The organism is Mycoplasma sp. 06067-C1-B144P-99-0482-3, from assembly GCF_051053925.1.
Lineage (GTDB): Bacteria > Bacillota_I > Bacilli_A > Mycoplasmatales > Mycoplasmataceae > Mycoplasma > Mycoplasma leachii.
This window is the reverse complement of the sequence record NZ_CP144017.1, coordinates 723632-736997: the sequence shown is the minus strand read 5'-3', so window position 1 is coordinate 736997 and position 13366 is coordinate 723632. Positions and strand designations below refer to the sequence as shown.

Genomic DNA, 13366 nt, shown 5'->3' with positions numbered 1-13366 from the left:
CTTAATATTTATTCTTTCTATTTTGCTTTAATTCTTCATATACTTTTACATAATCATTATAAATGAATGTTGGTAGTAAGTGCTCAGCTACAGCTTTTTTTACTACACATTTAGTTTCATGAGTATGTGTACAATCAACAAACTTACATTTGTTTAAAAAAGGAATAAACGTTTCTCAAGAATATAAAATATGCTCAATATCAATATTATTTAAATCAAATGCTGAAAATCCTGGAGTATCAGCTATAAAAATATTATTTTCTAAATTATAAAGTTGAATACTAGTTGTAGTATGTTTTCCTCTATTTAGTTTTTTTGAAATTTCATTAGTTTTAATTTGTTTATTAATATCTAAAAAGTTATTTAAAGTAGTAGATTTACCAGCTCCAGTTTGTCCTGTAAAAACACTAATTTTATTTTTTAAAAGTTCTTTTAATTTTAAAATGATTGTGTTTTTATTTTCTAAATTGTCTTTATTATTAATGATTAAAACTTGATAATGCATTTTTTCATATCAGTTAATTTTATGCATAACTTCTTGATAATAAGAACTCTTTTTTAATAAATCAACTTTAGTAAAAATTAAAATAGGTTTAATTTTTAGCGTTTCTAACATCATAATATATTTATTTAATAAAAATGATGAAAATAAAGGTTCATATAATGCAGTAACTATTAAGACTTGGTCAACATTTGCAATTTTTGGTCTATCTAGACTATTTTTTCTTGGTTTAATTTCTTTAATATAACCATATCCATCTTCTAAAATACTAAATTCAACAACATCTCCAACTTTAGGTTTTAGTTCTTTTTTTAAATTACCTTTTGCATATACTTTATATATTTTATTTTCATAAAACACATAACTTTCATTACTATCTTTTTTAACTAAAATTCCTTGCATCTACTCACCTTATTTCAAAAATAATGCTATTAAAAAAATAATAAAAATACTCATAACTATTAAAATTCAAAAAATAAAATATTTAGAATTAGTATTTTTAAAAAAATATTGATATTTTAAAGTATTGTTGTTTTTAATATTTAAAGAACTCTCATTTTCTCATCACATATTTGGAAAATCAAGATTAACATTTTGCTCTTGTTTTGCTTTTTGAAGATCTTCAATAATTTGATCAAAAGAATGATATCTATTTTTATAATCTTTAGCTAAGCATTTCATAATAATATTTTCTAGTGCTTGAGAAATATTTGGGTTAATTTCTCTAGGTCTAACAACTTCTTTTAAAATATGTTGTTGAAAATTAACTCTTTCTCTTTCTTTAGAACTAGCAGTATTAGAATTATAGTTTAAAAATAGCATACCACCTGTTAAAAACTCATACATAATCACACCAATTGAATAAATATCTGATTCAAAATAAAAAGCATCTTTTCTTGATTCAAAATTTAAAAACTGTTCTGGTGCTGTATATCTTGGAGTTCCTGGTGAAATATGATTTTGACTATCATCTAAAATAATACTTTTAATTTTAGAAATTCCAAAATCAGAAATTTTTACTTTTGAGTCATTTCCAATTAAAATGTTTGCTGGTTTAACATCTCTATGAATAATATTATTATCATGAATTTCTTTTAAACCTTTAGTAATTTGTAAAAAATAATAAATAAATTCTTTGTTAGATAAAACATTATTATAAGCATTAAATTTTTTACTTAAATCAGCACCATCAATCAGTTCCATTACAATTACATAATAATTTTGCCAACTAAAAATATCTTTCATCTTAACAATATTTTTAGAAAAGGATAATTTTGCAAAAGCATTTGTTTCTAAAAATAAACGTTTTTTAATAGCTTCGATATTTTTATTTTTAGCTTTTAAAATAATTTTTATTGCTACAAAAACATCTTTTTTTTCTAAAACAGAAGCATCCAAATCAAGTGCTTTAAAAACAACTGCAAAAGCACCAGAGTTTAAGTATTTAACTAATTTGTATCGATTGTTTACAATTTGATTTAATAATGCGTCTTTATCTATTCCAAGATCTTTTTTAGTTTTTTGCATTACATAACCTCTAATAAAATTATTGATAAATTATCTGTTGATAAATTATTAATAGAATATTTAATAATGTTTTTAGCTTTAGTTTTTAGTGAAGATTTTAGATCCAAATAGTCTTTAAATGTTTTTATATCAATAAAATCATGTATTCCATCAGTTGTTAAACAAAATAGACCATTACTATCTTTTAAAAAGTAACTATCTATTTTTAGTTTTTTTGTTGGTCCTAAAGCACTAGTTAAGCATTTTCAATAAGTATTTTCATTAAATTTAGTTCCATAATATTTTTGAGCTTGTTTTTTGATTTTTTGCATATCATAATTAGAATTCATTAGATTTTGATCAATTGTTACTTGATTAAAATGTTGATCTTTTAAATGATAAATTCTTGAATCTCCAATATTAATAATATGAGCATTATTATTTGCTATTAAAATAGCAGATAATGTAGTTCCCATATCTTTTACTTCAATAAAACTTTCTACATATTTTTTCATTACATTAATAATATAAGAAATACTATTTTCTAATCATGAAAAAATTTCTTTACTTTCTTTTTGTTTAAAATTAGATTTTTTAAAAAGATCAACAAAAGTATTAACTGCTAGTCTTGAAGCAATTTCACCACATTTATGACCACCCATACCATCACAAATAATTGCTAAAAATGAACCATCAGTGTTTTTATAATAATTTAAATAGTCTTGATTTTCTTTTCTAAAATTACCTTTTTCTGAAAGACCTACTGCTTTTATTTTCATAAACTTACCTATAAATATTATTTTATCATTTAAGTACTTTTACTTTTTTTATTCAAAGATTTTGCAATAATTTTATTTAATAAAAATAATAAACAAATTAGTACTAATAAAATAATAGCAATAATAATATATAAATAAGGGTTTTTATAGATTAATTTATTTTGATCAAAATTATTAACTGAGGTTGTGAAATTATTTTTAATATCTAATTGCTGATTTTGATTTAAAGTATTTGGTTTATTAGATATACTATTGTCTTTTTTTATTTCAGTTATATTTTCATCTTTAAAATTTAAACGAATTTCTTTTTGATTATAAAATTTATTTTTATATTCTTGTTTGGGTTTAATAATTAATAAATTATTTTTAACTTCAGTTTGTAAAGCAGTTAAAAATAATAAATTTAAATCAGGAAAAAGTCTATTAATATTTTTTAAATCATTTTTACTTACTAATAGTTCATTAACTTCAATTAATCAATTTAAATCAATTTTTTTAAAATATTTAGTTATAAAATAAATATCTCTAAGATATTTTTTGTATTTTTGTTTTACTGGTAATGTTATTTTAAGATTAACTTTATCATCTCAAATAAAACGTTTTAGTCTTTTTTCTTGTTGATATTCTAGTTTTAAATTATCATATAATCCATCTCATAAAACTTTATTTTGTTTATAAAATTCAGAGTTTTTAAAATTAGTTTGTTGTAAATAAATTTGTTTTTTAATATCATCAATACTTACATTATCTTTATTAATGTTAAAGTCAAACTCTCTTATTGTTTTATATAAAGAAATAGGAGTATAAAAGCGGTATTTTATATCATTAATACTATATTTGAGTGAATTAAAACTATGTAAGTTGTTAAAATCAATAAATCTAAAGTTTTGCTTTTTATTAAACACGTGTTTTAAGTTAAATAAGTACAAATCTTTATTAAAAGAAAATTGTCAATGATTATTTGTATCAATATAATTAGTAATATTTTTATCTATAGTTTGATATCTAATATTTTTCCAAGTTGTATTTTTTGTACTTTGATTTATAAAACTATCATTTGATAAATAAAAAGTTAGATCATATTTATTATTTAAATATTGATCATTTGTAGTAATAACATCTAAATTAACTGTTAAACTAATTTCAAGTTTCATTCCATCTTTTATAAATGAAATATATTCATCAGATAGTTTAAAATTAAAACTCTTTAAAATATTTTCAACATTTTCATTATAAAAATTAGCTAACCCTTTAGATAAATAAAAATTAGAATCACTATTTTTACTAGGTGTATCTGATGCTTTGATAGTTCTAGTTATATTAACTTGTTCAACTAGATTAAATTCAGATCTAAAATTTTCAATTTTAATATATTTTTGAGTATTTAGATTGTCACTATTATTAGATAAGTTCATACTTGATAATAAAGCTAAAAACATTTTAACCATCTCCTATTAATGTATTAGAAAAAAATGTTTAGTAAGTTAAAAATACTAAAATAGTGTTAAAAAAAGAGTTTTATAATAAATAATAATGAGGTTTATATGAAAGTTAAAATCAATAATTTAGAACAAACTTATAAATTAGCTAAAAAAATAAAAAAAATAATTCAAAACAAACAAATTCCTTTTTATGTTTTATTAAAAGGAGATTTAGGAAGTGGTAAAACTACTTTTACAAAAGCTTTATTAGAACAATTTGAAGTTAAACAAAATATTACATCTCCAAGTTTTGTAATTATGAACCAATATTTTGTAAATGATTTAAAAATCAATCATATGGATGCTTATAGATTAAATAATGATAGTGAATTAGAAATGTATTTAGATGAATTTTTAGATAGTTTAAATATTATTGAATGATATGAAAATTTAAACTTAGATTTAAATACTATTAATAAGTTAATTATTGAAATTAAAATTATAGATGAAAATAAACGTTTATTTTTTATAGGAGAATAAAATGAATTTGTTTATAGATACTACTAATTGAAAGTTAATTTATATTTTAGAAAAAGATCATCAAATTATTGATTCTTTAATTATTTCAAATAATAAAAAACTTTCAGATATTGCTATTTTAAAACTAAATGAGTTCTTATTAAAAAATCAATTAACTATAAAAGATCTTAAAGCTTTTTATTTAACAATTGGTCCTGGTAGTTATACAGGAGTTAGAGTTGGTTTAACAATAGTTAAAACTTTAAAAGTCTTAAATAATAATTTTGAAGTTTTTATAATAAATTCTTTATTATATCAAGCTGGATTAGATAATGTTATTTCATGTATTGACGCTAGAAGTAATAAATATTATATAAGTGTTTATAATAATGCCAAACAATTATTAGATATTAGTTTAATAGAACAAAATCAAATTGATAATTTAATTTCTAAATACAAAGATTTTAAATTAGTAAATGATTATCAATTTGATTACATTAAACACTATTTAGATTTAAAAAAGTATTTTATTAATATAAAAGATGATAACCAATTAAATCCTTTATATATTAAAAGCTTTATTTAATAAAATAAGTTTTAGAGCATAAAAAAATGAGTTTGTAAAACTCATTAAAATTATGCTATTTATTTTTTATTTTTGCCATTTTCACCATTAATTTTAGGTCGTTTGCTCATATCTGTTCATTTTTTAGCACCATTATGATATGCAGAATAAACTCTTATTTTACTAGTATCCCAACTAGATAGATTTTGGTCAAAATTTTCTGCATCTAAAAACATTGCTTCTATATTTTCTAAACTCGATGTTTTTCAACTAGAAATATCTTGATTAAACATTTTTGCTTTGTTGAACATATTTCCCATATCTTCAACTTTACTTACATTTCAACTATTCAATGATTTTCCTTTGTTATCGAATTTTTCAGCTGAACCAAACATAAATCTCATTTTTTTAACATTACCAACATTTCAATTGCTTAGATCTTGATTAAATTCTTTAGCCTCTAAAAACATTTGTGTCATATCTGTTACATTTGAAACATCCCATTTTGAAATATCTTGATTAAACACTGGATTTTTTGCAAACATTGTATACATAGTTTTTACATTTTTTGTTTTTTCATTTCAAGTTAAAGGTCTTTGACCATTATTAAATTTAGACTTTGAGAACATTTGTTTCATACTTGTTACATTACTTACATTTCAATTAGATAAATCCTGATTAAAATCTTCAGTTTCTGAAAGTGCATAATCCATAATTCTTACATTTGAAACATCTCATTTTGATATATCTTGATTAAATTTTTTAGCACCAACAAACATTTGATCAATAGTTTCTAAATTTGAAGTATCTCACATTGATATATCTTGATTGAATTCTTTTGCATCTCAAAACATAGATCTAGTTGAAGTAATTTCTTTTGGTAACTCTTTTGGAACAATTTGAATAGAAGTTGGCATAGCAACAGCTCTTATATGTAATTTATCTGCATCATGATTGTCTTTATGCTCATAATATCCTATTTCAATAATTTCTTTTACATTATTTAATTCTGTATTTGAGCTATCTGAAAAATCAGTTGCATCAGTAGTCTTGATTTCACCTGTTTTTGGATCTATATATTTTGTTGCTTTCTTACCCTCTTTAACCTCACCAAAATCTAAACTAATATTTCTTTCACCAACTTTAATATTAATTTTTTTGATTATCTTGTTCTTTTACAGGTCTCTTTCTAGATTCCTCTTTATTAGATAAATCAATTAATTCTTTTTCTTTAGGATTATTTAATTTATCTTTAACCATTTCAACAATCATTGAATAATTTTTAGCACTAGTTATTTTATCTTTAAAATTATCGTTTCAAATATTTTCTACTTTTTGAGCTAATTGAGTTTCACTAATTGTACTATCAGTTGTTTTACATGCAATTACACTAGTTCCAATTGTAGCAATTAATGTCACTGAACCCAAAACTGTTAATAGTTTTTTCATTAAAAAGCCTTTCAATTTGTTGCTTATTTTTATTTAATATTCACACAACTAAACAGTTGTATATATATATATATATATTTAATGAATTTTGTAAAAAATGTAGCTAAATTATTTTTTTATTATTTATAAAAAATAAAAAATAGACCTTTTTAAGAGATCTATTTATTAAAAGAAATTAAATTTTAATTTAATTAATAAATGTTATTCAATTTCATTTAAAACAACATTTGGTTGAGTTTTTCTAATTTTTCTAGTTGAAATTCAAATTGAAAAAAAATGAACAAAGAATTAAAATTACACAAATTAATGGTGTTCATCATTGTGTTCCAATAGGTATAGAAATATCATTAATAATAATTTATTAAAAATTATAATTGATATAAAAATAATACTTATTGTTAAAAGAATAATTAGGATATTAAAGATTTTAGTAATCGTAGGTTATTATACAAAATGGTACTATAAGTTATAATTATATTATCAAAGAAATTAGAGAATAATAGATCTATTCTAACAAGCCTAATTTATCTTTGAGTTCATGGGAAAACCTTGAACAATCACTTTTAACCCTCAATACGATTCCTGAGATCTCGTCAACTAACTCACTAGGTAATCCATTGGGGTATTTTTTTATGTATAAGAGTGTTTTGTCTAATCCACTATGAATTCTTCTTGTTTGGTTTATCATTGTTAGTATTTTTAAATCTTCTTTTCTACTTTCATCTAATTGTTTTCTTCTAACAAAATCAACTTCAACTCAATCAGTTGAACCAATTTCTAATGGCTTTGCAATATAGCGTTTAGTATCTGTTCTAAAGTAAAGTTGTTCATCTGAACCAATTACAAGTTGAATATTTTCTTTTTTATAAAATCTAAAACGTTTACCAAATTCATCGTATGGAGCATAAATTTTATTTTTATACTCTGCTACACCATTTGCAAATTTTCTAGGTATAGGTAGGTCAAAGAATTTTTCAACTTCATTTTCACCTAGTTGTCTAAATGCATTATCTCTTTTTCTTTTTTTACATTTACTATTAACAAAATCTATTAATTTGTGTTTTATTTGATTTGCTTGTTCAATTGTTTTTATATCATTTTGTTTAAAGAAGAAAGGTGCATTTTTTTGGACTGTATCTCACATTCTTTCAACATGTGGTTTTGCATTAGCATTAGATGAAGAAATCACCTCTATACCCCTATTTTCAAGCTCTAAACGCGTTCTAGCGTTATTTCTTTCATCTTTTTTAAAATTAGCTCTATTATCAGTAATAATTCTTTGAGGATAGCCATAAGTTCTAAATATTGTTTCAAAAATTTTTTGATAAGAATTTAAAGATTCTTCGTATTCTTCAAAACACATATCAAGTATTTGATTAGTTCCAACATCAACAGCCATAACACATGTTGCTATTGTGTTATTTTGAAAATAATAATGAGTACATCCATCTACTTCTATTACCTGTCCAAATTTATAATTGTTTGCTACTGCTAGTCTGTGTTTTTCTACGTTTTTAGGCACATAAAAAACTAGCTCATTGCTATACCTAATTAATTTTCCTTCTTCTTGTTGTCTTCTTATTTTTTTAACTTCTTTTTTGGTTTTACGTTTGCAATAAGGGCTTGCATAACCTTGTTGTATTAGTCTCCTATTTAAAGTTGAATAAGAAATTTTATTTTTAGTGTTAGTTGACATAAGAGTGCTGTGATAGTTTTCTAAAGTTAAATAAGAACAACTAGCATTATTTACATCTCCACCAGTTATTTTTACTTGTTCTTGGTATTTTTCACCTAAATTATGTATTATCTCATCACTATATTTTTGAGCATTTTTATTATTAGTGTTTTTATGTGAAAGAATTAGCTCTGCTTCCTTGTTCTTTCATTTAATATATTCACTTTTATATTTTTTTACAGTAGAAAGTGATTTTTGAAACTGTATAGCGATTGATAACAACTTTCTGTTAGGCTCTTTTTCAAAAGTATCTATTATAAGTTTCTTTTTTTCATTAAACTTTTTATTTTCTTGGATAACAAACATTAGACCTCCTGTTCAATTATAAGACCACAGATCTGTGGTCTTATAATTGGTCTGGTACCATTTTGTTTAATAATCCAACTATATTAACTACTTCTATTTTATTTATTTTAAATTTTTAAAATTTCTAGTAATTCCTTTTTCTTTACAAATTTAAGTGAAGCTTCTCCGCCAGTTGAAATTAATGAAAAATTATCTTTAAATTCCATATTAATAGCAACTGAATTACCATCTTTATAACCAATTAGTAAAGAATCTAACAGATGGAAGAGGATACGTGTTTTCATTAGTTATTTCTTCAATCGTTCAAAAACCATGTATGTATGCTTGACATTATATATATAATGAATTTCAGCTATATAGAATACATAATATGTAGCTAAAATAACCGGTTTTTTGAAAGGATAATTAATGAAAAAATTATTAACTTTACTAGGTTCAGTAGGTTTAATTGCATCAACTAGTGCTGCTGTAGTTGCATGTGGTGATAGATCAAATACTGAAATGAACAATAATGGAACTTCTGAAAAACCATCAGAAATGACAAAAGAAGATAAAGATAATGATAGTAAACCAACTGAAGGAGCAGGTTCATCAACAGGTAAACCAACTTAAGGAAATGCTTTGAGAAGTTCTTATGAATCAAACAATTCGGAATTAGATTCTTATTGAAATGGTTATACTCTTGATTTATAATTTTTTTAAAAAATATAGTTAAGTTTTGAATAAATTAATATTTATATAAGCTAAAAAAGAAAGATCTTTTTAATCTTTCTTTTTTTATATAAAAAATTACTTAGTTTTTAGTTAAAAAAATAGATTTTTAAAAAACAAACATAAAACTTATTTCAACTATAAAGTTTAGATAAATCCTGCTAAGTGCTTGACATTATATATAATGAATTTCAGCTATATAGAAATACATAATATGTAGCTAAAATAACCGGTTATTTAGGAGGTACATTTATGAAAAAGTTGTTAACTTTATTAGGTTCAATTGGTATGGTAGCTTCAACAGCAGCAGTTGCAGTTGCATGTACTGATAAAGGAACTAATACAAGCTCAAATACAGATAATAATGGTAGTGAAAAACCAAGTGATAGTGGAAATCCTGAAGTTCAACCATATGGAGGACACTGAAAATGATGGTGGAATGCAGGATGATAAAGCTAATCAAAAAATACCTACAGATGCAGCTAAAGAAAAAGAATTAAATGATGCAAAAGAAGCTGTAGCAGCTGCTCAAAAGAAAGTTGATGAGGCGATGAGGCTAAACAAGCGTTAGAAAAAGTTGCTCCAGATAAAAAAGAAGCAACTAGAAAAGTAGTTACAAAAGCTGAAGAAGAATTAAAATTAGCTAAAGAAAAATTAGATAAACTTCAAAAAAACACCTAAATCATCATTAACAACAGATTCTTTAGGTATAAATATTGATGTAGATGGTTATAATGTTTTAGGATTATAGTAAAAAAAGATACACATTTAAATATTTTGTAAAGTGAAAGGTTTAAGAAACCTTTCTTTTTTATCCAATTTTAAAAATTAATTATTATTGATGTTTTACTTTTTAATTTTTTATTCACTATTATGAATTATAAAATTAAAGTGTGTTATCAAAATTAGAAAGGTATTATGCTATTTAAAAAAGAACTTGTAACTTATATAGATACAAAAATCACTTCTTGACAACAAGCTATACAAGTTGCTAATGAATTATTAGTAAAAAATCATTATGTTAATGATGATTTTTCAAAAGAAATAATAGAACTAACAAATAAAATAGGTCCATATTATATTATTGCTTCACAAATAGCTTTACTTCACCTAACACCAAAAGAGAAATGAAAAGATAAAAATAATGCTATTAGTTTAACTGTTTTTAAATATCCTATAATTTTTAAACAAGAGCAAAGATATCATGTTAAATATTGTCTGTCATTATTTGCAAAAGATAATCATTCACACATTGATCTTTTGCAAAAATTTGCAGTTTTATTTAATAATAAAGATTTTATAAATGAATTAGAAAAAGTTAATAACACACAAGATATATTAATAGTTTTACAAAAATATGATAAGTAGAAGGAGTTAATATGGATTTTGGAAAATATGTTTTAAATTTCTTTACTGAATTTATTGGAACTCCAGCAATATTAGTAGCACTATTTGCTTTTATTGGTTCTTTATTACAAAAAAAGAAATTTACAGAAAGTTTAACTTCAACAATTAAAACAGCTATTGGTTTTTTAATTATTGGTGGTGGAGCTGGTATTATTGCTGGTTCTATTCAAAAACTAGGTTTTGCTTTTAACTTGTTATTTCAAAGATCTGGAGCTATTGCAAATAATGATGTTTTACCAGGTTTATTTTTAAATATTTCAAAAATAGTTTTAACTGGATCACTAATTATGATTTGTGCTATGTTTTTAAATATAGTTTTAGCCAGAATTAGTAAATTTAAATATATTTATTTAACAGGTCGTGTTTTGTTTTATTTTTCAACAATGTTTGCAAGTGTAATGCATGTTGCTGGTCTAAATTTAGATGAAGTAAAAAATTTAACAACCGTAGTAATTTCTGGAGCTTTGCTAGTTTCTATCTATATGGTGTTAACCCCAGCTTTATTAAATAATCATGTTATTAGAATTACTAAAAATGATAATTTAGCACTAGGACATACTGGTTCACTTGGTTATTGATTATCAGCAATTATTGGATTAGGAATAACAAAAATTAGTAAAAAACCATCACGTTCTACCGAAGATGTTAATTTTCCAAAAGGACTAGCATTTTTAAGAAATACTAATGTAGCTATTGGTATAACTATGTTATTGCTTTATTTGATAATTTACTTTACTACTTTTATAGTTCATGGATATGAGCAAATGGTTGCTCATAAAATTATTGATAATGGAAAAGATGTTTTTGTACAAGGATTATTACAATCTTTAACATTTGCAGCAGGAGTTGAAATTGTTTTAATTGGAGTAAGAATGTTTATTGCTGAAATTATCCCATCATTTCAAGGGATTTCACAAAAAGTAGTTCCAGATGCAAAACCAGCTTTAGATTGTCCAATTGTATTTCCTTATGCACCAAATGCAGTTCTAATTGGGTTTATTTCATCATTTATTGGTGGAATTATAGCAATGGGGATAGCAATTTTAATTGTTAATTTAAAAGGAATTAATGTAGATATTTGAATTATTATTATTCCAAGTATTGTTCCACACTTTTTTGTTGGTGCTACTTGTGGAGTTTTTGGAAATTCAACAGGTGGTATTAAAGGAGCTGTTATTGGTTCTTTTGTTAATGGATTAATTATTTCATTTGTTCCGTTCTTATTTATTGGTTTACAATTAATTCCAAACATTTCTAATAACAATCAACATATTGCTTGAGGAGATGGAGACTTTTTATTAGGGTTACCAATTGGAGTTTTATTAAGATTAATTGGAGTTAAAAGTGCTATTTGAGTTTTACTAATAATTAGTATAATAAGTTGATTAATCTTACCAATTTATAGTTTTTTAACTAAAAAAATTAATTTAGTTAAAAAACTAGATAATAACAATAAAGATGAAATTATTAATAAAGATCAAAAGCTTATATCAAAATATGATCTTAAAAAACAATATAAAATAGTTGCTGTTTGTGGTCAAGGTTTAGGTTCATCATTGCTAATTGAAATGAATTTAAAAAATGTTATTAAAGAATTAGATTTACCAATACAAATAACACATACTAATTTAAATTCATTTGATCCAACTGATGAAACGACATTAGCTGTAGTTTGTGGAATAGATTTGCAAAATAGTATTAACTTTGAACGTAAAATTGTTTTAGAAAATCTTTTAGATCAAGATCAAGCTAAACAAAAGATTAAGGAATTTTTAAGTTAATGAAAATTGTTCCATCAATTTATTGTGCAAATCTAATTGATTTAAAAACAGAAATAACTAATTTAACAAAAGCACAAATTAATCAAATTCATTTTGATGTAATGGATGGTGTGTTTGTTAAAAATTATGCTTTATCAAATAAACTTGTTGATCAAATTAAACAACAATTTCCAAATTTAATAATTGAAGTTCATATTATGGGAATTGATTTATTAGATAAAATTAGTCTATTTAAAAATGCTGATTATTTAACATTTCATTATAATGCTATTAATGATTTAAACCAGGCTAAGTTATGAATTAATGAAATTAAAAAATATAATTTAAAACCCGGAATTGCTTTAGATCTTAATAATGAAATTAATGATATTAAAAAAATATTAAATGAAATAGAAGTGGTTACTTTTATGTCAATTAAACCAGGATTTACTGGACAAAAGTTTGAAGAATCTACTTGAACTAAACTAAATTTAATTAAAGAATTAAAACTTAAATATCCTCATTTAAAATTTCAAATAGATGGTGGAGTTAGATGAGAAAATATTAAAAAATTAATTGATTCTCAATTAGATTGAATAGTCGTTGGTTCATTATTATTTAATGAGAATGATTTTTTAAAAGTAGTAAGTAAAATCAAACAACTTGAAACTAATTAAACTATTTTATAGTTTAACCTTAAACTTAA

At 22.9% G+C, this 13366-nt stretch carries 14 protein-coding genes and 1 pseudogene; 8 read left to right on the top strand and 7 right to left on the bottom strand.

From position 1 onward, the window contains the following. Position 1: 1 nt before the first annotated feature. The 4 genes from rsgA to V2P32_RS03250 are packed head-to-tail and all read right to left on the bottom strand — an operon-like array spanning position 2 to position 4226. On the bottom strand, positions 2-904 hold the full coding sequence (gene rsgA, locus V2P32_RS03265) for a ribosome small subunit-dependent GTPase A (RefSeq protein WP_013447621.1): 903 nt from the start codon (positions 902-904) through the stop codon (positions 2-4). A 9-nt stretch (positions 905-913) separates the two neighbouring features. Next, positions 914-2029 carry a serine/threonine-protein kinase gene (locus V2P32_RS03260; protein WP_434343296.1) on the bottom strand — a complete coding sequence of 372 codons (1116 nt, stop codon included), beginning with the start codon at positions 2027-2029 and terminating at the stop codon, positions 914-916. Next, positions 2029-2787: a PP2C family protein-serine/threonine phosphatase gene (locus V2P32_RS03255; RefSeq protein WP_434343295.1), complete on the bottom strand. Its 759-nt coding sequence runs from the start codon at positions 2785-2787 to the stop codon at positions 2029-2031. The genes V2P32_RS03260 and V2P32_RS03255 overlap by 1 nt, the downstream gene beginning before the upstream one ends. 29 nt (positions 2788-2816) lie before the next feature. Then, a complete protein-coding gene (locus V2P32_RS03250; RefSeq protein ID WP_434343294.1) occupies positions 2817-4226 on the bottom strand; it encodes a hypothetical protein in 1410 nt (469 codons plus the stop codon). Positions 4227-4331: 105 nt separating this feature from the next. Here V2P32_RS03250 and tsaE point away from each other — a divergent pair, with 105 nt between their 5' ends. Then, positions 4332-4748 carry a tRNA (adenosine(37)-N6)-threonylcarbamoyltransferase complex ATPase subunit type 1 TsaE gene (tsaE, locus tag V2P32_RS03245; protein WP_013447625.1) on the top strand — a complete coding sequence of 139 codons (417 nt, stop codon included), beginning with the start codon at positions 4332-4334 and terminating at the stop codon, positions 4746-4748. A 1-nt stretch (position 4749) separates the two neighbouring features. After that, complete coding sequence (gene tsaB, locus V2P32_RS03240; protein ID WP_434343293.1) at positions 4750-5313, top strand: tRNA (adenosine(37)-N6)-threonylcarbamoyltransferase complex dimerization subunit type 1 TsaB; 564 nt, start codon at positions 4750-4752, stop codon at positions 5311-5313. Positions 5314-5372: 59 nt separating this feature from the next. On the opposite strand, the pseudogene V2P32_RS03235 reads toward tsaB, so the two are convergent. The 3 genes and pseudogenes from V2P32_RS03235 to V2P32_RS03225 all read right to left on the bottom strand — a co-directional run bounded on the left by V2P32_RS03235 (position 5373) and on the right by V2P32_RS03225 (position 9066). Next, positions 5373-6741, bottom strand: a pseudogene (locus tag V2P32_RS03235) (BspA family leucine-rich repeat surface protein). A gap of 505 nt (positions 6742-7246) precedes the next feature. After that, complete coding sequence (locus tag V2P32_RS03230; protein ID WP_434343292.1) at positions 7247-8782, bottom strand: hypothetical protein; 1536 nt, start codon at positions 8780-8782, stop codon at positions 7247-7249. A gap of 107 nt (positions 8783-8889) precedes the next feature. Then, positions 8890-9066 (bottom strand): phosphoglycerate kinase, encoded by a 177-nt coding sequence (locus V2P32_RS03225; protein WP_434343291.1) that lies wholly within the window; start codon positions 9064-9066, stop codon positions 8890-8892. Between the two features lie 124 nt (positions 9067-9190). Here V2P32_RS03225 and V2P32_RS03220 point away from each other — a divergent pair, with 124 nt between their 5' ends. The 6 genes from V2P32_RS03220 (at position 9191) to V2P32_RS03195 (ending at position 13337) form a co-directional block, all read left to right on the top strand. Beyond that, positions 9191-9394 carry a lipoprotein gene (locus V2P32_RS03220; RefSeq protein WP_434343290.1) on the top strand — a complete coding sequence of 68 codons (204 nt, stop codon included), beginning with the start codon at positions 9191-9193 and terminating at the stop codon, positions 9392-9394. A 351-nt stretch (positions 9395-9745) separates the two neighbouring features. Next, positions 9746-9946 carry a lipoprotein gene (locus V2P32_RS03215; protein WP_434343288.1) on the top strand — a complete coding sequence of 67 codons (201 nt, stop codon included), beginning with the start codon at positions 9746-9748 and terminating at the stop codon, positions 9944-9946. Next, positions 9933-10064 (top strand): hypothetical protein, encoded by a 132-nt coding sequence (locus V2P32_RS03210; protein WP_434343287.1) that lies wholly within the window; start codon positions 9933-9935, stop codon positions 10062-10064. The genes V2P32_RS03215 and V2P32_RS03210 overlap by 14 nt, the downstream gene beginning before the upstream one ends. 347 nt (positions 10065-10411) lie before the next feature. After that, entirely contained in the window at positions 10412-10861 is a 450-nt protein-coding gene (locus tag V2P32_RS03205; RefSeq protein ID WP_434343286.1) for a PTS sugar transporter subunit IIA, read from the top strand. A gap of 11 nt (positions 10862-10872) precedes the next feature. Then, positions 10873-12681, top strand: a complete 1809-nt coding sequence (locus V2P32_RS03200; protein WP_434343285.1) for a PTS ascorbate-specific subunit IIBC — start codon at positions 10873-10875, stop codon at positions 12679-12681. Continuing rightward, on the top strand, positions 12681-13337 hold the full coding sequence (locus tag V2P32_RS03195) for a ribulose-phosphate 3-epimerase (protein ID WP_434343284.1): 657 nt from the start codon (positions 12681-12683) through the stop codon (positions 13335-13337). Before V2P32_RS03200 ends, V2P32_RS03195 begins: the two co-directional genes overlap by 1 nt. Positions 13338-13366 lie beyond the last annotated feature (29 nt).